We start from the raw sequence: 24,460 nt of genomic DNA on the forward strand, positions 1-24,460 counted from the left end.
ACGCGCCCGGCCAGGGGGGGTAGCCCCACCAGAGGGTTACTGGAAGTTATTATAGATATCTCCAGCCGACATTCTTTTCACTGAAAGAACAGGTGGTGGAGAATTGGGCATGCGGCATATGATCGAGGCAGAGAACCTCTCCAGGGATTACGGCAACGTCGTCGCTGTGAACAGCGTCTCGCTCTCCGTTGTGGAGGGAGAACTCTTCGGGCTTCTCGGGCCGAACGGCTCGGGAAAGACAACGATGATCAGGATGCTCACCGGGCAGGTGCGGCCGACATCCGGTTCGGCCAGGGTGATGGGGGTAGATGTGACAAAAGATCCTGTAGAAGTCAGGAGACTGGTCGGGATCATCCCCGAGCAGGAGACACCGCCAAGCTTCCTCACCGCAGAAGAGTACCTCCATTTCGTGGCCCGCATCCGCAACCTGGATTCGATCGAGGAGCGGTGTGATCGCTGGTTTGACCTGCTGGAGTTCAGGGATAAGCGGGACGTACTGTGCAAGGACCTCTCGCGGGGAACCCGGCAGAAACTGATGTTTGCGCAGGCCTTCCTGCACGAACCTCCGCTTGCTCTCATCGACGAACCTCTGATCAACCTTGACCCCATCATGCAGAGGACGGTAAAGGACTTCCTGCGCCGTTACGTCCGGGAGGGTGGGACAATCTTCTTCTCCACCCATATCCTCGAGATCGCCGAAGAGATCTGCGACCGGGTCGGGATCATCCACAACGGCAGGCTCCTCCACACCGGTCGTCTTGACGAGATCACCGCGTCTGGCGGCAGGAGCCTGGAGGACTTCTTCCTCGAACTGGTTCGGGGTGGTGCCGGTGCCTGAACTCTTCGTCGCGATGATGAAGGAAGAGTGGCGGATCCACTCGACGATCTTCGGAAACCTGGGATTCGCGCTATTTCCGGTGGTGATCGCGGTCTTTGCATTCCTGGGGTCGCTCACCCTCCCCATCTTTGCAGACGTTCTCCCCTATGACGTCGTCGCGCTGCTTGCGCACATCATCTTCCTGCTCATGGGCGTGATGGTGGGTTCGTTTGGCCTCATGGGCCGGGAGGTCATGAACCGCAGGTTCGGGCAGGCCAGTCTGGTAGCCTACGCATCACGGAGCCTGCCGGTCTCGGAGAGACGGATATTCGCCGCGTTCCTGGCAAAAGACACGTTATACTACATCCTGCTCTACGTCCTTCCGTTCTCGATCGGGTTTGCCGCAGCGGCACCGTTCATCTCGCTCGACCCGGGCTACCCTCTCCTGGCATTTATATCGCTCACGCTCGCCTTCCTCCTCGGTCTTGCTATTGTCTGTTTCCTCTCGACGCTCTACGCGCGCTCTGCTGCGCTCCTGGCCGGAACGATGGCGGTGCTCGGCGTCGCCGGGGTGGCGGCCTCGCGGCTCGGGATGCCCCTCCTCCCGCCGTACGCCTTCTTCCTCGACCCGGCAGCGGAACCGCTTATCCTCTCTCTGGTCCTCATCCTGGCTCCGGCAGCCGTATCGGTGCTGTTTGTCACTGTGGAATACCCTGACCGGACAAAACGTTTCAGAAACCGGCTCGAACCCCTGGCCGAAGACCTGAAAGGCCTCGGAAACGCGCACTTCATCGCAAAGGACGTCCTCGACCTCGTCAGGAGCGAGGGGGGCGTCGGGAAGGTGATCTTCTCGTTTCTCCTCCCGCTCGCTCTGGTCTGGGTCTGCCTCCAGGTCATGATTCGGTTCATCCCGGGGATCGATCCGCTGGTGGTCTTTGCCGTTCTGCTCGGTGTGTTATCGGCCACGATCTACAACTGGCTGACCGAGTTCGACTCTTTCACGTCCTACGCATTCCTGCCGGTGGAAGTCAGCGAGGTGATCGACGCGAAACTGAAGGCCTACGCCCTTGCAAACCTGCTCCCGCTCGCGGTGCTCGTGATCGCCGCGGCGACAACGGGGTGGACGGTGGCGTTCTTCCCGGCCCTTGCCGCCTTCGTCTCGGTCTCGGCATACACCCTGGCGGTGACGGTCTGCCTATGTGGGCTCCACCCGAACGTGATGCTCTATCACGCCCGGGTCTTCCTTCGATACATACTCGCTATAAGCCCGGCGCTCCTGCTCCTCATCTTCGCGTCGATCGTCGACCCGGGATACGCGTTCTTAAGTCTTTTTCTCGTCGCGCCGGCGGCGCTCCTCCTATCCAGAGCGCGGAAGAAGTGGCAGACCTGGGATATGCCGGCAACCGGATAATTTTTAGCCGGGCACGGTGGACGCGGCCGATCTCAGGAGCGGGTGATCCTCCGTGAGGGCGGCACCGTGTCGAGCGAGGAATGGGTGACCGCCAGGCATGCAACCGCGCACCAGGTCTCGTGAGCCTCCACGACGACCTCGTAGTCCTCCTGCGACCCGATGTATAGATTCGGGTAGATTCTCGATCGTTCGTCTAACCCGGACACTCAAAGCGCCTCAAGCGCGTATACCGCCGCACCAAAGAGCGGTGCTTTACCATCGAGTGAGGAGACTGCCAGCCGGGGAAGGGTCAGGTAGCGGTCGATGAACGGCTCCATGTACCTGATCACGATATCGCCGTGATAGCGCGCGAGTGGGCCGTCAAACACGATTATCTCAGGGTTATAGGCTACAATGACTGCAGAGACCCCACGGGCGTTCACCTCTCCGAGAGCCTCCATAAAGGCAAGGGCAACCACGTCCTCCTCCTTGGCCGCCTCGAAGATCGCCCGCGTGGATGAGGCGTCGAAACCCACCCGCCGGAGATCCGCCGCCTCCCGCCAGGCCGCAAAGAACCCGGGGATGTTCTTTGCGGAGGCGTAGGCCTCCCAGTGGCCGGCAAACCCGCACCCGCAGACGAGGCTGTAGCGGGTATCAACGGGTATATGCCCGATCTCCCCGGCGTTCCCGTCCTTCCCGAGGAGGAGAGAGCCGTTCACCACAGCACCGCCACCTATGCCGGTAGAGAGGGTGACGTAGACGACGTTATCGGATCCGCGGGCGGCGCCAGCCCACCGCTCGCCGAGGACGCCGGCCCGGGCGTCGTTGATGAGGAAGACAGGCAGCCCGAACCGCTCCCGGAGCGGCTCGACGATCTCGACGAGAGGGAAGGCGATGTTCGGCGAGTTGATGACACACCCGCGACCCAGGTCCAGCGGGCCCGCCGATGCAACACCTATGGCCAGAGCATCCTTCCCCTCCGGCAACGTGAGGAGAGTCTCAACCCGGGCGACGATCGCGGCGGTGATCACCTCTCCGGAAGGCCCCGTGGTCGGCGTCGGAACTATTTCGTGGGCGAGAATATTCGCATCGGAATCCACCAGGGCAGCGCGCAGGTTGGTTCCGCCGAGGTCAACGGCAATCACGGTCGTCACAGGGGCATTCAACTCCTCTCGGTGAGTGTGCTACTCTTCTCGGAATATGCGAACAACCGGCATAAACCTTACTTCTGGGCCGCTGGATATGATTTGAGGCGTTCGAGACGGCCCAACAGCGGCGGGGGGTGGGATGGATACCCTTTCCGTCAGGCTCTTAACCCTGCGAAGAGACCATTCGAGATGGAGATACCCAATGGCACGAAGAGACGTAACACTGGATGAGGCAAAGACAATGGGTGAGAAGCTCGGCATCACATGGGATGAGTTCGATATCGAGGAGTTCCGGCGGGGAATGGTAGTCGAACTCGAGCATGGGCTTCGGGACCCGGTGACAAACGTCACTGACGACGATCTCCTCACCACAGCAAAGATCGCGCTTGCGCACTTGAACGAGTTCCCGGACTACTATGAGAGACTTGAGGAGATGGAGGAAGAGGCGGAGGCCTACTGGGCTGAGAGAAAGCCAAAACAATAGATCCTGGGAGATACCCCGGATGCGCAACATCTATCATCATTTCACCTGTAAGAACTAAACCATGGATCGGGGCTCGAGGACTGATTGGATCAGGATACGGCAGCGGCGGGTAATCGAGGGGCAGGACTACTACGCCGACAGGCTCTACGAGACGCAGCAGGCCGCGTGGGCATACGCCAGACAACTGAAGATGCGGGGTGCTGCCGACGTCCGCGTCTTTAGAACCGCCACCGAGGGCGGTTACCACGGTTATGCCGCGTTCGTCAGACAGGAGCGATAAATAACCCGCGGTCCATCCGGCAAAAGATCGGATTTAAGAGGGGTGGATGCCTTTTGAGTCACGGGTAAAAGAGTGAGGGGTGAACCCTCTGTCCACATTCCCCCATACTTTCTCAAACGGCAGTGTAATACATCTTCAGGATGGCAGAGGTGCATTGGTTGAACCGGGTGGATAAAGGTTCCAGCCATCCATTATGTATACACCAGCAAGACTGGCGACCCGCGGTGATTCACCGCGGTCGAGTGTCTGGGAGGGTGACCGTCCCGCTGGCTCCCGCTGAACAATCGCCACACACTGCCTGCCCACCTCTCGATGGTGAGGCGGCCTCTGTTGAGCGGACGGGCGGTGGGGGCGGTGGTCACCGGGCAGACTGACGGGAAATGGTGAATGGTCTATAGCCCGGATCATTGATTCGAGGGTTCACCCCGTCTTCCTTCCTTGCGGACCAGCAACCTTTATTAATTCTTGTTCTGTATTCCCTCTTGCATGATCAAAGTTGCTGTCAACGGTTACGGCACCATCGGCAAACGGGTCGCCGATGCAGTCGCCGCACAGCCCGACATGGAGGTTATCGGGGTATCCAAGACCAGTGTATCTGCCGAGGCATACATCGCAAAAGAGCGCGGCTACCCACTCTACATCGCAGACCTCAGCAGGAAGCCGGCATTCGAGAAGGCCGGTCTTGAGGTTGTCGGCGATGTCGAGGCCATGATCAGGGCCGCCGATATCGTCGTGGATGCCACTCCCGGAGGGGTCGGGGCGAAGAACCGGCCGATCTATGAACGTCTCGGTAAAAAAGCAATCTTTCAGGGCGGCGAGGAACACGAGGTTGCCGGCTTCTCCTTCAACGCCCACGCAAACTACCGTGAGGCCGAAGGAAAACAGTTCGCCCGGGTCGTCTCGTGCAACTCCACCGGACTCGTCCGGCTCATCCACGCCCTGGATCAGGCCTTCGGGGTCGAGCGCGTCCGGGCGGTGATGGTTAGGCGGGCCGCAGACCCAGACGACATTAAAAGGGGACCGGTTGATGCCATTGTCCTCAACCCGGCGACCATCCCGAGCCATCACGGGCCCGATGTCCGGACCGTCCTCCCGCAGATCGATATAGTCACACTGGCGATGATCGTCCCTACGACGTTCATGCACATGCACGTGGTACAGATGGACCTCAAGTCCGGGACAACGCGCGAAGAGGTGCTGAAGGTCTTTGAGAGGCACAACAGGATCGGGCTCATCCGCAAGGCGACCGGGATCGTAAGCAACGCCCAGCTCCGTGAGTATACCCAGGACCTCGGCCGGCCAAGAACCGACCTCTGGGAGAACGGTGTCTTTGAAGAGTCGGTTGCCGTTCTGAACGGGAAGGAGTTCTACTGCTTCCAGGCGATCCACCAGGAGGCGGATGTCGTTCCCGAGAACATCGACTGCATCCGTGCGATGCTCGGGACGGTGAAGGATCCGGAAGAATCCATCCGGATGACCAACGAAGCGCTCGGTCTCGTTCCCATAGGCTGAACGGAGGCCATCAAATCAACGGTAACGGTTCTGTGATATAAACTCTCCATATTTTCCCGGTAATATGTGCAGAGCCCATCAAACCAGTGAGGCTATTGGGAAGAAGGATTAACTCCCTGGCAGACCAAGTTTTCCTAATGGATCCATACGAACTGGCGACCCGTAATACTGTTGAGGTCGTAACCGAGGAGGAACTTCGGGCGCTCCTCGACCGCCCTGTTAGGCGGGTCTACACCGGCTACGAGCCGAGCGGGGAGATCCACCTCGGCCACATGGTGACGGTGAACAAACTGATGGACCTGCAGCAGGCGGGGTTTGAGGTGACCGTGCTTATCGCCGACCTCCATGCGTTCCTGAACCGCAAGGGGACGATGGAGAAGATCCGGGAGATAGCCGAGTACAACCGCCGATGTTTTGAGGGGCTCGGGCTTTCGGGCGCAAGATACGTCCTGGGCTCGGAGGTGCAGTTAACATCGGACTACGAACTTGCCGTCCTCGAACTCTCCCAGAGAGTCACCCTCAACCGCGCAAAGAGAAGTATGGACGAGGTCGGGCGGCAGATGGAGAACCCGATGGTCTCCCAGATGGTATACCCGATCATGCAGATGGTCGATATAGCGACGCTGGCGGTGGATGCCGCTGTGGGCGGGATCGACCAGCGGAAGATCCACATGCTCGCGCGGGAGCACCTCCCCTCGATCGGGTATCCGGCACCAGTATGTATCCATACACCGATCATAAACGGCCTTGATGGCAAGAAGATGTCATCGTCAGCCGGGAACGTGATATCGGTCGCCGATTCTGAGGAGGAGATCCAGCGAAAGATTAAGAAAGCGTTCTGCCCGCCAGAGATCGAGAACAATCCGGTGCTTGAGATCCTGCGCTACCACGTCTTACCGCGGAGCGGAAAGGTCACCATCCGCCGGCCCGCGAAGTTCGGCGGTGATCGGGAGTTTGACGCCTACGAAGACCTCGAACGCGCCTACGCCGCCGGGGAGATCCATCCAATGGACCTTAAGACGGCCACCGCCAGCCATCTCATAGAGATCCTCGCCCCAGTGCACGATTACGTCTTCAGCAGGTGATTCGGCCGTGAGCCGCAACGAAGAGTATGAACGATTCGACCGCGAGATCGCGGAGATGGGAGTCAAAATAAAAGACGCAGACTCCCTGAAGGTACGCGACGACGTCTTCGACGAGGTCACCCTTATCGCGCTCTACAAACTCGTCCACAGGAAACTGATCTCAAGCATCGGCGGGCCTATCAGCACCGGGAAAGAGGCAAACGTCTTCTACGGTGAACGTGGCGCGCAGGGGATAGCGATCAAGATCTACCGGATCCAGACCGGGAACTTCAAGGCGATGACCAACTACCTGGCAGGAGACCGGCGGTTCTCAAGCGTCCGGGGGACGCGCAAGGGTATAATCTTCGCCTGGACGAAGAAGGAGTTCAGCAACCTGGCCAGGGCACACGAGGCCGGGGTTCCAACCCCTGAACCGCTGGCGTTCGACCGAAACATACTCCTGATGGAGTTCCTGGGTGAAGACGAGATCCCATACCCGCAACTCCGGAACGCCGAAGTTGAGGACTACGGGGCGGTCTACAACGAGATACTCGCTTATGTGGATCTACTATACAGGGAGGCCCGTCTGGTTCACGCCGACCTATCCGAATACAATATCCTCTACCACGAGAAACCATATCTGATCGACATGGGGCAGGCGGTAACCCTGGATCACTCGCAGGCGCACGCGTTTCTGGTCAGGGACATCAGAAACCTGAATCGCTACTTCTCCCGCTACTGTGATGTGGGGGATGAAGAAGAGATAATTGCGGAAATAGTCAGCAGAGAGCAGCCTTGAAGGCCGGAGGACGGATCAATACCATGGTAACACAGGAGATAAAAGTTTCAACATCAAGGATCGGCGCGCTCATCGGGAAAGGGGGATCCACGAAACGCGAGATCGAGGATAGGACAGGAATAGCCCTCCAGATCGACAGCGAAGAAGGTCTGGTGAAGATCGAGGGGGATGACCCGGTCGCGGTCATGACAGCGACGAGCGTTGTCTCTGCGATAGGTCGGGGCTTCTCGCCTGAGCGTGCATTCAGACTCCTCGATGAGGAGGACATGATCCTCGTTCTCATCGATCTCACCGACCTGGCGGGGACAACCCAACACCTCGAACGACTGCGGGGCCGGATCATAGGGAGGTCCGGCACCTCCAGGACCCAGATCGAGGATATGACCGGGACAGAGATCTCGGTCCACGGCAAGACGGTGGCGATCATCGGGCTTCCAGAACAGGTTGAGACCGCGAGGAAAGCAGTGGAAATGCTGATCCAGGGCGTACCTCACGAGAATGTCTACGCTTTCCTCGACCGGAAAAAGAAGGAAGCCAGGCAGGAGATGCTGGAATATTACTCGTGATACTGGAGCGGCGAACCCCTCTCCATCCGGGGTTGTAACGATACAGGGAGTTATACAGTTTGCAGTGGAAATGAAGGGGTGTATATGGAGATAGCCGACCTCCCTCTCCCGGCGCAACTTGCAGCCAGTTACACCGACCACGGGATCAGAGAGTTATACCCGCCGCAGGCGGCCTGCGTCGAGGCAGGGCTTTTCTCGGGCAAAAACCTCCTCATCGCCATCCCCACCGCGAGCGGAAAGACCCTGGTAGCCGAGATGGCGATGCACCACCAGGTGGCAAATGGCGGTAAATGCCTCTACATAGTTCCACTCCGGGCTCTGGCAAGCGAGAAGTTCGAAGAGTTCTCGGGGAAAGGGCTCCGTGTCGGGATCGCCACAGGGGACTTCGACCGGCGGGACGAGTACCTGGGGCGAAACGATATCATAGTTGCAACAAGCGAGAAGGTCGACTCACTCCTGCGTAACCAAACACCCTGGCTCTCGGAGATCAGCCTCCTGGTTATCGATGAGGTTCACCTGATCGACGACCCATCCCGGGGAGCGACGCTTGAGATGGTTATTACAAAACTCCGGCATAAAAACGAGGGGCTGCAGATCATCGCCCTCTCGGCGACCATCGGAAACCCGGGGGATCTCGCCGGATGGCTGGACGCCGAACTCGTAGAGAGCGACTGGCGGCCGGTCGAACTCCGGGAGGGGGCCTTCCTTCTCGACACTATCCACTTCACCGACAGCATCCGCCGGATCGAGCGCAGGAGCAAACACGAGGACCTGGACCTTGTCCTCGACACGGTTGCTGAGGGGGGGCAGTGTCTGGTCTTTGTCAGTTCCCGCAAGAACGCGGAGGCGTTTGCAAAACGCGCAGCATCGGGACTTAAACTTTCAAACCCCATCCTTGCCGGATACGCAGACTGGATCCGCTCGAACGCCACAACCGATATGGGGAGGACGCTGGCCGCCTGTGTGGGTATGGGTGCGGCGTTCCATCACGCTGGGCTTCCACGGGAAGAGCGCCAGATCGTCGAGCAGGGGTTCAGGGAGGGGCAGATCAAGGTGATTGCCTCCACCCCTACCCTCGCCGCCGGGCTGAATCTCCCTGCAAGAAGGGTTATCATCCGCGACTACCTCCGGTTCAACGCCGGCGAGGGTATGGTCCCCATCCCCGTCCGGGAGTACCGGCAGATGGCCGGACGTGCCGGGCGGCCGCACCTCGACCCTTACGGCGAGGCCATCCTGATCGCGAAGTCCGACGATATGGTCGACGAACTCTTTGATTGTTACATCGAGGCACCACCGGAGGATGTCCGGAGTCGCTGTGCCGATGAGGCTATCCTATGCACTCACGTACTCTCGCTCATCGCGACGGGTTTTGCCCGCGAACGTAACGAGGTTCTGGGTTTCATGGACGGTACGTTCTATGCAAACCAGGGCGAGAACCCACTCGCATTAAAGAGGGTCGTCGATCGGGTGCTCGACTTCCTGCTGGAAGCCGAGATGATCACCGATGTTGGAGGATGGCTCGAGGCCACGGAGTATGGTTCTCTCGTCTCCCGCCTCTACATCGACCCCAGGAGCGCCGAGTTGATCGTGACAGCGATGACCGGCCGGAAGGAGTACACCGAGATCGGGCTCCTGCATCTACTCTGCTCGACACCGGATATGTCGACGCTCTATGTTAGGCAGAAAGATATCTACCTCCTCGACCGGTTCCTGGCCGACCACCAGGACGAACTCTGGCTGGAGATCCCGTGGGACGGCGGCGAGGGGTTCGACCGGAGCCTCAAGACCGCGCTCCTCCTCGCCGACTGGGTCAACGAGACGGGGGAGGATACGATCTGCGAACGCTACAACGTCGGCCCGGGGGACATCCACGGGATGGTGGAGAGCGTGACATGGCTGGTCCATGCAGCCCAACGCCTGGCGGGCCTCTTTGCCCCGCACCTTCTGCACCCCATCGAGGAGATGGAACTCCGTGTCCAGCACGGTGTCAGGAGGGAGGTCCTCCCACTCATCAGGCTCCGCGGGATCGGGAGGGTCCGCGCCCGCCGGCTTTTCAACAACGGGATCGACTCGATCGAGGCGCTCCGTGCGGCGGGACCCGAGAGGGTTGGGAACATCCTTGGGAGCGGGATCGCCGCCCGGATCTTCGAGCAACTAGATGGTGGCGGCGGGGAGATCGGGGAGCCGGCTGAAACGCAGTCGACGCTCTCCAGGTTTGGGTGAGATATGATGAGAGGGGTGCGATGTGAGATCTACACCGCGGTCTTCACCGTTGAGGATACCAGAGAGTTCTTAAACAACGTTCGGAAGGTCGCCGATGATTGTGGAACAAACATCATCCTCTTTGACGCTGGGCGTCTGGCGGGGCGCGAGCATGTGGAGGCGGCGCTCCTGCACGCCTGGCGGGCCTGGGAGAGCGGTGATGCGGTATCAAACTCGTTTGAGATGGAAACCCTCCTCTACGCCGCGGGGACACGACAGTGCCACCTGGCCGGGTCATATGGTGTCCACACCGGTGAGAACCACGCCTATGTTGCCATCTGCCCCCCGGCACCCGGTGCCAGGGAGAGGCTTGCCGATCTCGTGGAGTTTGTTGATACGGACCCGGAGGAGGGGATCGATCCCGCGAAACGCGAGCGTCTTGCGGAACTTTTCGGTATCACCCCCGAGGAGATAGGTGTGGTCGGCGAGGAGCGGTTCCGCGAACTGGTGCTCGAACGGGTGGCCCTCCTTGAGGTCTACCGCTGAGGTTTGCTCGAGGCGTGGCTGAGGATATGCCTGATCTCCGGGATGATGATCTCCCGCGCGGCAAGGGTCACGGCTCCGGTCGACCCCGGGATGCAGAAGACCGCGCGGCCCTCGATAACCCCGGCGATCGCACGTGAGAGTATAGCGGCCGTCCCCACCTCTTCGTAACTCTTCAGTCTGAAAAGTTCCCCAAAACCGTCGATCGTCTTCTCTAGCAGCGGCGCGATGGCTTCTATCGTGACATCGTCCGGCGTGAGACCGGTACCCCCGGTAACGAGAACACAGTTTGCACGTGATAGCGCTCCGCTGACCTCCGCGCGGATCCTTTCCCGGTCGTCCGGGATCAGGGCATAGTGGGTCACCTCAATGCCTGCGCCGGTAAGGAGGTCGATGAGAACCTTCCCGCTGGTATCGGTCTCGGAGTTCCGGGTCGAGGAGACTGTTATAACCGCGGCGGTCACTGTGATTGGTTTATAGTGACTCTTGTCCATGTGAGTACCTTTTTCGCGGGGCATTGATTTGACTTCTTCTTTTAATCGATTATTGGGTTGATGGTTGAGAATACTTATCGAAAAAAAAAGAGTCCTGGTAAAAAAGAGCTCCGCCAGGGGCACCGTGAACCCCTACCCCTTTATTTCGAGTGGAACCTGGAGAGAGTGGTGGCTAGGTGGTGATGGTGGCTAGGTGGTGATGGTGGCTAGGTGGTCAAGATCCTGTAGCCCGACACCGGACAGAGTTCAACGATCTGAAGAGTGAGACAAGTGAACAAAAAAGATACATTTTTATATTATCAATAAGAGAGTTACAGATGAATATTGTCATCAGTTCTACAGACGATACAGCGGGTTGTATCGTCATCGCTCTCCACTGGAAATGAAAGGGTGGGGTCCGGGGAAAACCTCCTTTTAAATGCTCGTTCACGAGATCAAGTTTCGCTCCCAGAAGCGGACAGTCAGCCTGAGATCCCGGGGTTTGGGTTTCCACTGGAAACAAAGGGGTTATCTTCTAACAGGACGATCGTATTAAGAGTTCTCAGCACGAAAATTCTCATCCCTGCCAACCTCCCGGTGAAATGATGCCTGACGATAAATCCAGCCCTATGGGATTATTCAAGAAATACCTGGCCAATAAACGGATTTTCAAGAATAGAGAAGTTCTCAGGCATAATTATCGCCCCCAGATCCTTCCTCACCGGAAGCCCCAGATCGATGAACTGGCCTCAATACTTGCGCCGGCACTAACAAACGAGACCCCTTCAAACATTCTTATCTACGGGAAGACGGGAACAGGGAAGACGGCGTCTGTACACTATGTGGGAGCAGAACTCGAGAATGCCAGTTCCCTCTCCGCGACAAAGTGCAGGGTCGTTCACCTGAACTGTGAGGTGATCGATACCCAGTACCGCGTTCTTGCCCAGATCGCAAACAGCCTGGATGATCTTGATGCCCACCCGAGCGACAGCGCCAGGAATCTCATCCCTATGACCGGTTGGCCGACCGACCAGGTCTACGCCGAACTCAAGAAGCAACTGGAGAACAGTGGGGGGGTCGTGGTAATCGTCCTGGACGAGATCGACAAACTTGTCAAGAAGAGCGGGGATGACACCCTCTATAACCTCACCCGGATCAACTCTGACCTCCGACTTGCAAAGGTCAGCATCATCGGGATCTCAAACGACCTCCGTTTCACCGATTTTCTCGATCCGCGTGTCCTATCCTCCCTCTCTGAGGAGGAGATCGTCTTTCCCCCATATAACGCCCCTCAACTCTGCGACATCCTCCAGCAGAGGGCGGATTTGGCTTTCATCGACGGGGTGCTTGACGGTGCGGTCATCCCTCTCTGCGCGGCGCTTGCTGCACAGGAGCACGGTGATGCCCGGCGAGCGCTTGACCTCCTCCGGGTCTCAGGCGAGCTTGCGGACCGCGAGAATGGAGACCGCGTGACCGAGAAGCATGTCCGGATGGCCCAGGAGAAGATCGAGACCGATAGCATGGTCGAGTGCATCTCAACCCTACCCACACAGAGCAAGGTGGTCCTTTACGCTATGCTGATCCTCGAGAGGATGGGGAAACGGATCTTCACGAGCGGGGAGGTCACCGTGGTCTACCGTGAGATCGCCCGGATCATCGATCTCGATGTCCTGACGCACCGCCGGATCACGGATCTCATATCCGAGCTCAATATGCTCGGCGTGATAAACACCCGGGTCGTCTCGCGGGGGCGTTACGGCAGGACGAAGGAGATGTGGTTTGATGCGGCAACGAGCAAGATCGAGGAGGTCGTTACGCGCGACCCCCGGCTTGATGATGAGAGGCTCAAACAACTCGATATCAATCGACTCAGAGTAATGTTAAGGTGAAACTCATGGACGAGAAGGATCGTATCCTCCTCCATCTGCTGGAGGAGAACTGCCGCACTCCGATAACCGAACTTGCGGTGCTGGCTGAGATGAGCGAGCAGGATGTAAAGGACAGGATCACCTGGCTGGAATCTACAGGTGTCATACGTCGTTATGGGGCGGTCATCGACTGGGAACGGGCAGGCGACGGCAACGTAACCTCGGTGATCGATCTGAAGGTCTCACCCGAGCGCGACTTCGGTTATGACAGGATTGCCGAGCGGATCGCGCGGTTCCCTCAGGTCCGTTCGCTTCGACTGATGACCGGTGTATACGACCTCCAGCTCCTGGTAACAGGATCGAGCATGCATGAGATCGCCAGGTTCGTGGCCGAGGAGATCGCCCCCATGGATCGGATCCGGGAGACGGCGACACACATCACGATGAAGACCTACAAGGAGAACGGCACCACCTTCGCCGAGCGCGAAGGGGTCGAACGCCTCCCATACTCCTTCTGAGGTGAGGCCGTTGCGGAGTTTTGTCTCGGAACGGGCCAGCGCCATACCGCCGTCGGGCATACGGAAGTTCTTTGATATAGCCCAGACGATGGAGGACGTCATATCACTTGGCGTCGGCGAACCGGACTTTGTGACACCCTGGTGTGTCTGCGAGGCTGCCATATACTCTATCGAGCAGGGGTCGACCGCCTATACCTCGAACAAGGGGACGCCCCAGCTCAGGGGTGCCATAAGCCATTACCTTGATGCCAGATTCGGTACCACCTACGATCCGGAGGAAGAGATCATCGTGACCTGCGGCGTCTCGGAGGCGGCCGATGTTGCAATTCGGGCTGTCGTTGATCCCGGCGACGAGGTGCTTGTCGCCGAACCCTGTTACGTCTCCTATATCCCCTGTGTCACACTTGCCGGCGGGACGCCGGTGCCTGTTCCGTGCCGGGCAGAGGATGAGTTCCGGATGGCGGCCGATGCGCTTGCAGAGAAGATCACGCCACGGACGAAGATCCTGATCGCAAACTTCCCTAACAACCCGACCGGTGGGGTGATGGGGGAATCGGACTGGCGGGCCATCGCCGATCTCCTGGTTGACCATGACCTGCTCCTGATCAGCGACGAGGTCTACGCCGAGTTAACCTATGAAGGCGACCACTTCTCACCTGCGAGGATCCCGGAGATCCGCGACCGGACGATCACCCTAAATGGGTTCTCAAAGGCTTTTGCCATGACCGGGTGGAGGATCGGCTACCTCTGCGCCCCGCAGGAGATCACAGCGGCGGCGTTGAAGATCCACCAGTACGTCGCGCTCTGTGCTCCTGTCATGGGGCAGGTCGCGGCCTACGAGGCGCTCCGGATCGGGAATGAAGAGAAGGACGCAATGGTCCGGGAGTATCGTCTCAGGCGCAACCTCTTTGTTGACGGGCTGAACAAACTCGGTCTCCCCTGCCACCTCCCTAAGGGTGCATTCTATGCTTTCCCCTCGGTGGAGAGCACTGGTATGAGCGATACGGAGTTTGCAGAGGCGCTTCTGCGTGAGCAGCATGTGGCGGTCGTCCCCGGAAGCGTTCTCGGCGCCTCCGGTGCCGGGCATGTGCGGTGCGCCTATGCGGTCTCCCGCGACGACCTCAAGGAGGCCCTTTCCCGGATGGGGGCCTTCATTGAATCACATAAGTGAACTACCCCGCGCCTCTCGGGCGGGGGGGCTTCCCGGCTATCATGGCCGACACTTGCACCACAGAGATGTGATGTAGAGGTCTTGGCTCCACAGGCTCAAAGGGCGGCTCCGCTTTCATCCCCGCTGCTCCTCTCGGCCGGGACTTCCCGCTCCGCCCCCTTCACCCCCCGCAAGTTAAAATCGAAACTTTTTTAGGAGAGATCCCTGAATCTGCAACTCACAATATGCTGTCCGACGTGGGAATGACGCCTGCGGAACCCCTTTGTTTCCACTGGAGATGTGAATTTATTCCTGGATCACGGTGGGTGTGGTTCGCGCTGTTGTCTTACCCGAAGTATGCCTTCAGGTTGGAGGACGGCGGGTAGAACTCCGATCTTTTATCTGTCTACCAGGCGGGTGATCTTGCTGTAATTCAGTCTCCTCTTCGGAGCTGGAGATCCCTGTATGCGCTCGGCGCCAGGCGCAGGGAGGAGATCTCCAGTGGAAACGGAAGCGTCATGGCGGCGCAGGCCTCCTGCGGTGGGAGGAAAAAAGTTATCGTTTGATCCCCTTTCCGACAGAGAAGGCTTTTCCAAGCGTTTTCCCATGCCCATAGTACTCCTGCCGCAGGGAGTCATAGGCAATGGGTCGGATCTTCTCGAGATCGGGTCTGCCATCCTCCCCAACGACACCCTCCTCCATTTTCACGTCCAGGATCTCGCCGATGAACTGGGTGTGCACGCCGATCTCGACCGTCTGGAGAAGGCGGCATTCGAGGACGACGGGGAACTCCCCCACGTAGGGGGCGTTCACCAGGTCGCCTTTAACCGGTGTGAGGCCTGTAGCGGCAAACTTGTCCTCGTCCCGGCCGGAGACGATACCGAAATAGTCGGTCTCCCTGATGTAGTTGACGGATGGGATACTGATCGTGAACTCGCGCTGCTTGACCAGGTTTTCGTAGGTCTGCCTGGCCTTCTGCACCGAGACCGCCACCGCTGGCGGACGCGATGAGCAGATCCCGCCCCACGCCGCGACCATGGCGTTTGGTCGGCCGCTGGCATCGTAGGTTCCGATCACCAGTACCGGATGAGGATAGAGGACAGTACGTGGGCCGAGTGATTGTTTCTTCATGGGAATACGGTTCGTCTCCCGACCTGGATAAACCTTTTCGAACCCGGCGAGGCGTGTCCTGCTGGTGAACTGTCTCATCTCACGCACTACCCACCGCTCCTTTATTCTGTTGCTGCACCGAGCGGAAGAGGAAAAACCCTACGATTATAAACGTTGCTATAGGCGAGAGCCAGGCGGGGATACGGAACCCGAAACTGTCCGCGAGCATGATCGTCCCCAGCACCAGGATGGAATACATCGCCCCGTTTTTGAGGTAACAGAATTTCCTGATCTGGTCGACGCCCCAGACGGTAGGTTCCCTTACTACGAATGCCCCGACACCGTTTCCTATCAGGATAAGAGGGATAGAAAGGGTGAAAGCAAACGCCCTGATGACTCCATCGATTGAGAACGTTGCATCAAGTACCTCGAGGTAGGCAAGTTTAGAAACATCAGACATACCTGACCCCATCATACGGGCCTCCTGCACCTCGGCGTTCTTTCGGAAACCGTGGACGGTGAAGAAAGACGGTGGAACCGAGCACGGCTGCGAAACCCATCATGGTGTTGATCTGGAGGGCAAACCAGACTATAACAGAAAGCAGGATCGAGGCGATGGCATAGAACCAGACGGCCTGCCTGGAGAAGAAACGCTCGCTCCCGAGGTAGCAGTTCTTCTCCTCCGCAAAAAGCCAGTGAAAGAAGAGGAGAATAAGGAACATCCCACCAAATATAGGGAGGATCGGGGCGGACTCTTCGACCGCGGACACTACGGCAGGATCGCTTGAGAAGGTTGCGAGCAGCGCTTCAATGGGCCCAAGCGAGGGTGTCGTCATCCAGACGATCAACCACGGCAACAACCCGCGGACAACAAAGACAGCAATGATCAGACCCCAGACAAGAAACCACCTGCGGGCTCTTTGGCTCATCGTTGCGAGGACGTCGGCGTTCAGTGGATCCCCGGTGCCTTTCAGTTGATGGGCGGTGCGGCGACTCAAAAGATGGAGCCGCGAGAGGCTGGCCGCCATCTCGCTTGAAGATCATTTTCCTGTATCCCCGCAGCAAGCCACCTACTCTTCAGCAAAGGCTATGGCCTCACCGACCTGTTTTATCGACCTGCGAATAGCCATGACCATCTCATCCCAGGTCGAGCCTGCTTCGATCTCAACCTCACGGTCAAGCGCATACACCCGGAATAGGTAGGCCTCAGGTTTACCGGCGTCTGGCGCGGGCCCCCGGTAACCGAGGGTGCCGAAATCGTTCTCGCCCTGAACGGCATGAAGCGGTGAGTCCACCTCACCGCCGGGAGGGAACCCTTCCGGGATCTGGGGGACCGCAGGGAGGTTCCAGATGACCCATGCCACCCGTGAGGCCCCCTCCTCCGGGCATGCCATCACCATGATCGCAAGCGACCTGATCTCCGGGAGAAGCCCCTCAACCCGGATCGGCGGTGAACGGTTTGCCCCTCTGCTGGTGTATTCCTCGGGAAAAACCTCAAAATCCAGTTTCACAATTAGTTTCTCCATAATGCTCGGCTCCGTTGATACTCTTTCTGGAAGCAGGAGATAAAAAGGTTCGTAACACTTCATCTTGAGCAGTGGCAGTGGTCTCGCTGAATCCTAGGACGTGCCCGCGCATAGCGTTGATGGTGTCCTGCTTCAGAGCGCCTGCAGGCAGATTCGAGCAATCCCGTCAAGCCCGTTATCGTGGACCTTGAAGAGGTAGCGATGAATCTCGCCACGCAGCAGGCAGGGGCCACGCGCAGGCCGATGGCCTCATAATCGTTTGAGAACCTCATGTCTTCTGGAGCGGTGGGGGCGATACCAATAACTTCCGGGAGATCGATGATCAACCGGAAGATGACGAAAAATGGTGAGGTACCGGGGGATACGGCCATGACCCCCGGTGCGGATGCGCTGATAGTCTACACCGACGGCGCTTCCAGGGGGAACCCTGGAGATGCCGCGTGGGCTTACGTGGTCGTGCGTGACGGTTCCGTCGTGGCCTGGCGTTCGGGCTACCTGGGTAAGACGACCAACAACGTTGCCGAGTACCATGCCATCATCAACGCTCTTCGCGCCGCCCGGGAGTTCACCACCGGCAGCGTCGTGGTAAGGTCGGACTCGGAACTTGTCGTTCGCCAGGTCACCGGCCGCTACCGCATCAGAAAGGAGCACCTTGCCGGTCTTGCCGAGGAGGTGTGGCGGCTGATGCGGGATTTCACCGAGGTCCAGTTCGAGAACGTCCCGCGTGAACACCCCTGTATCCAGGTGGTGGACCGTCTCTGCAACGAGACTCTCGATGCAAGGCCGCAGGTAAAGGAGTGAGCGCGGCATGGAAAGGATGGAGTGCATCCCGATAGGGATAGTCCGCTCTCCCTACACAGAGCCAGGTGACGCCCCCCGGCAGGGACGGCTGGTGGATGTCGTCGCGGAGATCCACGTCCATGACGCCTACGTCCCGGGGCTCGAAGGCGTGGAGCGGAGCAGCCACCTCATAATCCTCTACTGGCTCGACCGGGCGGAGCGTGGGCAACTCTACGCAAGGCCCCCGGGAGAGTCCCGGGAGAGGGGGGTCTTTTCCACCCGCTCGCCTGCCCGGCCGAACCCTATCGGCCTCGGGATCGTCGACCTCGTCCGCCGGGAGGGCAACGTCCTCCTGGTCAGGGGGCTCGACGCCCTGGATGGGACACCGGTGCTCGACATCAAACCCTACTCCCCCGAGATCGACTGTGTCCCGGAGGCAACGGGCGGGTGGCGCATCAAAAAATAGGCCCGGTCAGGGGATGGCCACCCCGTCCTCCCCTATGCCGAGTTCGCGGAGTTTCTCGGGCGTGGGACGCCCCTCCCGGTCCCATCCCCTGACCTGGTAATACTCATCCAGGAGTGGCTCGCGTTCCCAGACCCGGCCGCTCGGAGCGCCTTCGGTGAGCGGCTCCCTGAGAAGCCTTGGCGGCAGCGTATCGTCCTCCCGGCTGCACCCTGCTTTCAGGTTGAAGATCTTCTGGATGTTCCAGATCCGTTCACCTATCCGGAGCACCTCCGCGGCATCGATATCGTAACCGGTGACCGCCGAGACCATCGCCCCATAATCTGCCGCACCGAGCGGGAAAGAGGTAAAGAGGCAGCTACCCGAAGAGTCGATGAAAGCCGTGAGGTCCTGGAACGTCTTTGTCCAGACCGCCTTCCCCTCACTTGAGTAAGGATCGAGTTTCTCCGGAGATCCCAGCACCTCCGGGGCGATCAGGTAGGCATAGACGTGGTCACCGCCCCTGACTGAGGTCGCGTAGGCAAGGCCGTGCCCCTGCAGCCCCCGGGGGTCGTAGGCCGGGAGTTCCTGCCGCTTGACACTCATTGAGAGTTCCGGGTGCCCGTGTTTTCTCGCGAACCGGAACGAGCCTTCGGCAAGTTCGTCGCCGATACCCTCGCGGCAACCTATCCTCTGGACAAGGTCGAGCATCAGTTCCGCGTCGCCGAACCGGATCTCATCCTGGATGTAGCCCCTTTCCGAGAGTTCCATGGCGCATGCGATCGTCGATCCGGTAGAGATCGTGTCAAGCCCGAGATCGTTGCAGAGGTTGTTTGCCTCCACAACGGCAGCCAGGTCGTCGATCCCGCAGTCCGGGCCGAACGCCCAGATAGTCTCGTACTCGGGCCCGGCCGTCCGCTTCCCCTCAACCTCGACGTCGCGGCCGCACCGGATGATACAGCCATGGCACCCCATCTTCCCGACAAGGATGCTTTCGGCCATCCGCTCGCCAGAGACCTTCTCCGCGGCAGGGAAATGCGCTGTCTGGAAGTTCCTGGTCGGCAGGATGTAGTTCTCGTTGATGATGTTGACAAGGACGGCGGTCCCGAAACCCGGCAGCCCCTCGCCCGAGATGGGGTTCTCGCGGATCCTATCCGCTATCTCTCTCTTCAGGGCGGTGAAACGGTCGTGGTCGGCGACGGTGATCCGGCTGTTTCCGCTTGCGGTGACGGCTTTCAGGTTCTTCGACCCCATCACCGCACCGAGACCTCCGCGCCCAGCGGCCCGCGAGGTCTCGTTGATGATGGCGGCGAACCGGACGAGGCGTTCACCGGCGGGGCCTATACAGGCCACGCTGAGAGCGGGATCGCCCATCTCTTTCTGGAGAGCTGCGGTGGCCTCGCCAGTCGTCATCCCCCAGAGGTCAGATGCGTCCCGGATCCAGGCTTCTCCATCATCGATGTGGATGTAGACCGGCTTATCTGCCCGACCATGGATCACGATTGCATCGTAGCCGGCGTGTTTCAGGCTGGTGCCAAACTTTCCGCCGGAGTTCGAGCTGCTCAGCGTCCCGGTCAGTGGAGATTTTGCTATGACACCGTAGCGCGACCCCACCGGAAGACCGCTGCCGGCAAGCGGCCCGGTGGCGATCACCAGGACGTTCTCCGGGCTGAGCGGGTCGATGCCAGGGTCGACCAGATCCTGGAGGATCCGGACGCCGAGCCCTCTCCCTCCGATGTATGCCCGTCTCCATCCCTCTGGAAACGGTTCCTCTCTCATCTCCCCGGTCTCCAGGTTGGCGTGGAGGATCTTCTCTGCGTATCCGTTCATGGGTTTTCACAAACCCAGATGACTCTTTACAGGGATATAAGGCTGCTGGACGCGGAAAAGGGTTAACTCTTGCATGAAAGAAATGAGATCTTTCACACCTGGCTAGCGGGAGCGATACCGATAAGACCAATGGATCTTCTACCACCATTGTAAAGCAGGGGAGTGGATCTGGTTTGCAGACTACGGGAGAGGGAGGCACCATAACCGTGAGGGTCAGGACGTTTGCAATGCTCAGGAAGGCCCTCCCGGCGGAGGAGGATCTCGTCCTGCCAGCAGGATCGAATCTCGGCGATCTGCTCGATCAACTCACCGCCAGGTGTCCCGGGGCCGCGGATCTTATATTCGCCCCCGAAGGCGGGCTCAGGCGGTACATCAACATCCTGAAGAACGGCAGGAACATCCATTTCAGTGGGGGTCTCGAGACACCGCTTGAGGACGGCGATACAGTTGCCATATTCCCGCCCGCCGGTGGCGGGTAGACTATATTCGAAGCACCACCCTGGCGGCAGAACTGGAAAAATTGCCAGCACCTATACCTTTTTGTTGCATTTGACGCTAACAATATAAGGTACTTTTAGACCCTTTTCACGAAGAGAGGATACCTGGCATGACTCAGACAAACGAACCCACTAACGAGACCTGCGCGGGAAACTGCACCGCCTGCCCGTCCGCGACGAAGTGCGACGACCCGAGGAACACTGCCGAACCAAAGGGTCTCCCTCCGAAAGCCGAGATCAGCGTCAAGCACGTCGTCCTGGTCCTCTCCGGGAAGGGCGGTGTCGGGAAGAGCACGGTCTCGGCAAACCTCGCCTACGCACTTGCCAACCGCGGCTATGCCACAGGGCTTATCGACCTTGATATTCACGGTCCGGACATCCCGAAGATGCTCGGGATCGAAGATGCCAGACTTCAGTCTTACGATGGTAAGGTCATCGAGCCAGTCAGGGTCACCGGAAACCTGGCAGTTGTTTCGATGGCATTCCTGCTTCCTGAGCGCAACACTCCCGTGATCTGGCGCGGCCCGATGAAGATGACGGTCATCCGGCAGTTCCTCGAGGACGTCAACTGGGGCGACCTTGACTACCTGATCGTCGACCTCCCACCGGGAACCGGTGATGAGGCGCTCACCATCGCCCAGCTCGCCCCGAACATAGCCGGCGCGGTCATCGTCACCACGCCGCAGGACGTTGCGATCCTTGACTCGAGCAAGGCGGTCGAGTTTGTTAAGAAACTCGAACTTCCGGTGCTCGGGATAGTCGAGAACATGAGCGGATTTGTCTGCCCCCACTGCAAGGCGGAGATAGATATCTTTGGCAGGGGTGGCGGGAAGAGAGAGGCGGAGAACCTGGGTGTGCCTTTCCTCGGGTCCATCCCACTGGATCTGGAAATGCGACAGGCGGCAGACGAGGGAAGACCGTTTATCATCCGCAGGACCGGCGCGGCAGAGAGCCCGACCTGGAAGAGTTTTGATGCCATCATGCAGTCTCTGGTCGACCAGATCGGCGATTAAGATGGATTACTCGAGGGTTCTCGCTGGACGGGAGGCTCCTCTCCCGATCTTTGCGCAGATTGTTGAGGCGCTCGAGGAGTTTGAGGAGTTCCCCTTCCTGCTCGAACCAATCTACCGCGAGGCCTCAAAACTCGAGGAGGAAGATCTCGACCGTCTCCGGTTCGGTCTTCTCCGCCTCCAGGTATACGCTGATATCCACCGTTACGAAGATGTGGAGGTGGCGCAGCGGATGAAGTATGTGGGCACAACTCTTGAGGGGCTTCTCTTTGGCAGGCTTCTCCTGGAGGGAGAGGTTGAGATGCAGCAGTGCTGACGACCCGAGACTCCCGGCACTTGAAGTAACCCCAGACATCCTTTATCAGTCGGGGCAATCAAACCAGTAACTTCTGGCTGTGCCCTGGTTTGATGGCCACCGCGGGTGGTTTCGGGGGCGAGAAAGGATTTTCATCTTGGGTTCCCGGCTGGATACACATAGATCTCATCTGCGCCCCCGGCAAAGGTTTGGTTTGAGGGGGCGGGAGGAGGCCGCGGTAGCGGCCGGACGGCGGGGGGTGGTCGACGAAAGATGTTTAGTAGAGGGTGTGTAGAGACAGGGAGTGGACGTTTCCGTTCCATTTCCCGGCACACCCCCCGGATGGCGATTCCTCCCTCGATACACTATTATGGCGCGGGTTTTCGCATGAAAATACAATCGAGATCGGAAACGGTGTCCGCAGGCTGTTGCGTTCCAGACGCGACATACCAGCGGCGATCGCACCCCGGTGTTTCTCATCAGTTGAGACAGTAGCCGCCTCTCGGCCTCATAGCGGTTTTCATCAGAACGCATAAAAAACCACATGATGCCCACAAGGCCACATGCATACCAGATGAAGATATCTAGAGGGCCATTTTCATACGAAAAAAAGAGTTTTCAGTATGTCGCCAGGTACCGGTCAAGTTCCCAGGGGTGGACCGCTGTCCTGTATGCGTCCCACTCGGCGTTGGTGACGCTCGTTAAGGCTTCCAGAACGTGAGGGCCAAGAGCCTCACAGATCAGGTCGTCGGCGAGCAGCGCCTGGTGCGCTTCATAGAGATCGCATGGCAGAGTATCGATCCCGGCATAACCCCGCTCAGCGGATGTCATCTGGTAGATGTTCTTATCAACACCGTTAGGGGGTTCGATCTTGTTGCGCACACCATCCATCCCGGCCGCGAGCATCGCGGCGAAGGCGAGGTAGGGGTTGCAGGTAGGATCGGGGCTGCGGAACTCGACCCTGGTGCTGTTGCCGCGCGGCGCCGGAACCCGGACCAGGGCCGACCGGTTGCTTGCGCTCCAGCTGACATAGCATGGCGCCTCGTAGCCCGGGACGAGCCTCTTGTATGAGTTGATCGTCGGGTTCGCGAGCCGGGTGATGGCACGGGCATGTTTTAGCAGCCCGCCGATGAAGTGGAGACAGGTCTCTGAGATCTGGATTGGAGCGTCCGGGTCAAAGAACGCGTTTACCCCATCTTTGGCAAGCGAGCAGTTGGTGTGCATCCCGCTCCCGCAGATGCCGTGTATGGGCTTTGCCATGAAAGAGGCGTGCAGGCCGCGCATCAGCGCAATCGTCTTTGCGGCGAACTTGAATGTGATGACGTTGTCCGCCGTGTGGAGCGCGTCGCTGTACTTGAAGTCGATCTCGTGCTGGCTCTCGGCGACCTCGTGGTGCGAGGCCTCGATCTCGAACCCCATCTCGGTGAGTGCGAGGATTATCTCGCGCCTGACATCCTCGGCAAGGTCGGTCGGCGCGAGGTCGAAGTAGCCCCCGACATCCTGGAACCGCGTGGTCGGCCGGCCATCGATCATCTTGAAGAGGAAGAACTCCAGTTCCGGGCCGGTGTTGAAGACGAAACCGTCCTTTGCGGCGTCCTCCATCGCCCGCCGGAGCACGTAGCGCGGGTCACCCTCAAACGGTCTGCCGCTGGCCTTGTAGACATCGCAGATGAAACGCGCCTCCGCGTAATCCTCTGGCTGCCAGGGCAGCAGGGTGTAGGTTGAGAGGTCTGGTTTGAGGATCATGTCGGACTCCTCTATCCTGACGAACCCCTCAATCGACGACCCGTCAAACCCTATACCGCCGGTCAGCGCCTTCTCGGCCTGTTTTATCGGGATCGCCACGTTCTTGGGCATGCCCAGGAGGTCGGTAAACTGCAGGCGGAGGAATCGGACGTTATCCTGCTCGATGCGCTCGAGCATCGCTGAAGTGGCATCACGGGACATGTGGAAATCAACTTCTACCCGATGGAGTAAATACCTGTTGACTCCACAGCACAACGAAGAGAATGGTATCAGCCGGTGGCAGGGAGATCGTCAGGATCGCCCCCCTTTGACCCTTTCAGGTCTCAACCAAGTCCCCAGCGTCATCATCTCCCGCAAAAATCCGTGCCGCCCTCTGAGAGGTTTACCAGACCTGGTTACAGCAGCCAGAT

The 24,460-nt window shown here is 59.1% G+C and carries 25 protein-coding genes and 1 pseudogene; 18 read left to right on the forward strand and 8 right to left on the reverse strand.

All coding sequences use genetic code 11. The annotated features are described in order from the left end of the window. Positions 1–109: 109 nt before the first annotated feature. Together R6Y96_RS01835 and R6Y96_RS01840 are read left to right on the forward strand one after the other, a co-directional pair. Positions 110–838: an ABC transporter ATP-binding protein gene (locus tag R6Y96_RS01835; RefSeq protein WP_318621788.1), complete on the forward strand. Its 729-nt coding sequence runs from the start codon at positions 110–112 to the stop codon at positions 836–838. After that, positions 831–2,228 (forward strand): hypothetical protein, encoded by a 1,398-nt coding sequence (locus tag R6Y96_RS01840; protein WP_318621789.1) that lies wholly within the window; start codon positions 831–833, stop codon positions 2,226–2,228. Before R6Y96_RS01835 ends, R6Y96_RS01840 begins: the two co-directional genes overlap by 8 nt. Before the next feature lie 32 nt (positions 2,229–2,260). Here the strand turns inward: R6Y96_RS01840 and R6Y96_RS01845 are convergent, their stop codons facing one another. Together R6Y96_RS01845 and R6Y96_RS01850 are read right to left on the reverse strand one after the other, a co-directional pair. Continuing rightward, positions 2,261–2,434, reverse strand: coding sequence for a hypothetical protein (locus R6Y96_RS01845; RefSeq protein WP_318621790.1), 174 nt, complete (start codon positions 2,432–2,434; stop codon positions 2,261–2,263). Continuing rightward, positions 2,435–3,361, reverse strand: coding sequence for an ROK family protein (locus R6Y96_RS01850; protein ID WP_318621791.1), 927 nt, complete (start codon positions 3,359–3,361; stop codon positions 2,435–2,437). Between the two features lie 196 nt (positions 3,362–3,557). Here R6Y96_RS01850 and R6Y96_RS01855 point away from each other — a divergent pair, with 196 nt between their 5' ends. From R6Y96_RS01855 to cgi121, 8 genes are all read left to right on the forward strand, one after another. Next, positions 3,558–3,839: a DUF5661 family protein gene (locus R6Y96_RS01855; RefSeq protein WP_318621792.1), complete on the forward strand. Its 282-nt coding sequence runs from the start codon at positions 3,558–3,560 to the stop codon at positions 3,837–3,839. A gap of 61 nt (positions 3,840–3,900) precedes the next feature. Next, positions 3,901–4,119 carry a hypothetical protein gene (locus tag R6Y96_RS01860; RefSeq protein WP_318621793.1) on the forward strand — a complete coding sequence of 73 codons (219 nt, stop codon included), beginning with the start codon at positions 3,901–3,903 and terminating at the stop codon, positions 4,117–4,119. A 486-nt stretch (positions 4,120–4,605) separates the two neighbouring features. Continuing rightward, the gene (locus tag R6Y96_RS01865; protein WP_318621794.1) at positions 4,606–5,631 is read left to right on the forward strand and encodes a type II glyceraldehyde-3-phosphate dehydrogenase; all 1,026 of its coding nucleotides are present in this window, start codon (positions 4,606–4,608) and stop codon (positions 5,629–5,631) included. 137 nt (positions 5,632–5,768) lie between these two features. Continuing rightward, the gene (locus R6Y96_RS01870; protein ID WP_318621795.1) at positions 5,769–6,716 is read left to right on the forward strand and encodes a tyrosine--tRNA ligase; all 948 of its coding nucleotides are present in this window, start codon (positions 5,769–5,771) and stop codon (positions 6,714–6,716) included. A 7-nt stretch (positions 6,717–6,723) separates the two neighbouring features. Further along, positions 6,724–7,494, forward strand: a complete 771-nt coding sequence (locus R6Y96_RS01875; protein WP_318621796.1) for a serine protein kinase RIO — start codon at positions 6,724–6,726, stop codon at positions 7,492–7,494. Between the two features lie 23 nt (positions 7,495–7,517). Next, the gene (locus R6Y96_RS01880; RefSeq protein ID WP_318621798.1) at positions 7,518–8,060 is read left to right on the forward strand and encodes a KH domain-containing protein; all 543 of its coding nucleotides are present in this window, start codon (positions 7,518–7,520) and stop codon (positions 8,058–8,060) included. Between the two features lie 84 nt (positions 8,061–8,144). After that, complete coding sequence (locus tag R6Y96_RS01885) at positions 8,145–10,283, forward strand: ATP-dependent DNA helicase (RefSeq protein WP_318621799.1); 2,139 nt, start codon at positions 8,145–8,147, stop codon at positions 10,281–10,283. A gap of 6 nt (positions 10,284–10,289) precedes the next feature. Further along, complete coding sequence (gene cgi121, locus R6Y96_RS01890; RefSeq protein WP_318621801.1) at positions 10,290–10,808, forward strand: KEOPS complex subunit Cgi121; 519 nt, start codon at positions 10,290–10,292, stop codon at positions 10,806–10,808. On the opposite strand, the gene R6Y96_RS01895 is transcribed toward cgi121, so the two are convergent. Continuing rightward, complete coding sequence (locus R6Y96_RS01895; protein ID WP_318621803.1) at positions 10,799–11,299, reverse strand: MogA/MoaB family molybdenum cofactor biosynthesis protein; 501 nt, start codon at positions 11,297–11,299, stop codon at positions 10,799–10,801. The two genes, cgi121 and R6Y96_RS01895, sit on opposite strands and share 10 nt — an antisense overlap. Before the next feature lie 584 nt (positions 11,300–11,883). Here R6Y96_RS01895 and R6Y96_RS01900 point away from each other — a divergent pair. The 3 genes from R6Y96_RS01900 to R6Y96_RS01910 are packed head-to-tail and all read left to right on the forward strand — an operon-like array spanning position 11,884 to position 14,835. Further along, positions 11,884–13,167, forward strand: coding sequence for an ORC1-type DNA replication protein (locus tag R6Y96_RS01900; RefSeq protein ID WP_318622456.1), 1,284 nt, complete (start codon positions 11,884–11,886; stop codon positions 13,165–13,167). 5 nt (positions 13,168–13,172) lie between these two features. Next, on the forward strand, positions 13,173–13,664 hold the full coding sequence (locus R6Y96_RS01905; protein ID WP_318621804.1) for an Lrp/AsnC family transcriptional regulator: 492 nt from the start codon (positions 13,173–13,175) through the stop codon (positions 13,662–13,664). Between the two features lie 10 nt (positions 13,665–13,674). Further along, the gene (locus tag R6Y96_RS01910; RefSeq protein ID WP_318621806.1) at positions 13,675–14,835 is read left to right on the forward strand and encodes an aminotransferase class I/II-fold pyridoxal phosphate-dependent enzyme; all 1,161 of its coding nucleotides are present in this window, start codon (positions 13,675–13,677) and stop codon (positions 14,833–14,835) included. 534 nt (positions 14,836–15,369) lie between these two features. Here R6Y96_RS01910 and R6Y96_RS01915 read toward each other — a convergent pair. The 3 genes and pseudogenes from R6Y96_RS01915 to R6Y96_RS01925 form a co-directional block, all read right to left on the reverse strand. Continuing rightward, the gene (locus tag R6Y96_RS01915; RefSeq protein WP_318621808.1) at positions 15,370–15,945 is read right to left on the reverse strand and encodes a flavin reductase family protein; all 576 of its coding nucleotides are present in this window, start codon (positions 15,943–15,945) and stop codon (positions 15,370–15,372) included. A 79-nt stretch (positions 15,946–16,024) separates the two neighbouring features. Then, positions 16,025–16,853: pseudogene (locus tag R6Y96_RS01920) on the reverse strand (DUF475 domain-containing protein). Positions 16,854–16,994: 141 nt separating this feature from the next. Continuing rightward, the gene (locus R6Y96_RS01925; RefSeq protein ID WP_318621810.1) at positions 16,995–17,450 is read right to left on the reverse strand and encodes a YbhB/YbcL family Raf kinase inhibitor-like protein; all 456 of its coding nucleotides are present in this window, start codon (positions 17,448–17,450) and stop codon (positions 16,995–16,997) included. Between the two features lie 318 nt (positions 17,451–17,768). Here R6Y96_RS01925 and R6Y96_RS01930 point away from each other — a divergent pair, with 318 nt between their 5' ends. Continuing rightward, entirely contained in the window at positions 17,769–18,251 is a 483-nt protein-coding gene (locus R6Y96_RS01930; RefSeq protein ID WP_318621811.1) for a ribonuclease HI family protein, read from the forward strand. A 7-nt stretch (positions 18,252–18,258) separates the two neighbouring features. Next, entirely contained in the window at positions 18,259–18,696 is a 438-nt protein-coding gene (gene tsaA / locus R6Y96_RS01935; RefSeq protein WP_318621813.1) for a tRNA (N6-threonylcarbamoyladenosine(37)-N6)-methyltransferase TrmO, read from the forward strand. A 6-nt stretch (positions 18,697–18,702) separates the two neighbouring features. On the opposite strand, the gene R6Y96_RS01940 is transcribed toward tsaA, so the two are convergent. Next, the gene (locus R6Y96_RS01940; protein WP_318621815.1) at positions 18,703–20,502 is read right to left on the reverse strand and encodes an aldehyde ferredoxin oxidoreductase family protein; all 1,800 of its coding nucleotides are present in this window, start codon (positions 20,500–20,502) and stop codon (positions 18,703–18,705) included. Between the two features lie 173 nt (positions 20,503–20,675). On the opposite strand from R6Y96_RS01940, the gene R6Y96_RS01945 reads away from it, so the two are divergent. The 3 genes from R6Y96_RS01945 (at position 20,676) to R6Y96_RS01955 (ending at position 22,325) form a co-directional block, all read left to right on the forward strand. Continuing rightward, positions 20,676–20,981 (forward strand): ubiquitin-like small modifier protein 1, encoded by a 306-nt coding sequence (locus R6Y96_RS01945; protein WP_318621816.1) that lies wholly within the window; start codon positions 20,676–20,678, stop codon positions 20,979–20,981. A gap of 128 nt (positions 20,982–21,109) precedes the next feature. Then, positions 21,110–22,012 carry an Mrp/NBP35 family ATP-binding protein gene (locus R6Y96_RS01950; RefSeq protein WP_318621817.1) on the forward strand — a complete coding sequence of 301 codons (903 nt, stop codon included), beginning with the start codon at positions 21,110–21,112 and terminating at the stop codon, positions 22,010–22,012. A 1-nt stretch (position 22,013) separates the two neighbouring features. Continuing rightward, positions 22,014–22,325, forward strand: a complete 312-nt coding sequence (locus tag R6Y96_RS01955; RefSeq protein WP_318621818.1) for a hypothetical protein — start codon at positions 22,014–22,016, stop codon at positions 22,323–22,325. 597 nt (positions 22,326–22,922) lie between these two features. Here the strand turns inward: R6Y96_RS01955 and glnA are convergent. Next, positions 22,923–24,251 (reverse strand): type I glutamate--ammonia ligase, encoded by a 1,329-nt coding sequence (glnA, locus tag R6Y96_RS01960; RefSeq protein ID WP_318621819.1) that lies wholly within the window; start codon positions 24,249–24,251, stop codon positions 22,923–22,925. Between the last annotated feature and the right edge of the window lie 209 nt (positions 24,252–24,460).

The organism is Methanoculleus receptaculi (assembly GCF_033472595.1).
GTDB lineage: Archaea > Halobacteriota > Methanomicrobia > Methanomicrobiales > Methanoculleaceae > Methanoculleus > Methanoculleus receptaculi.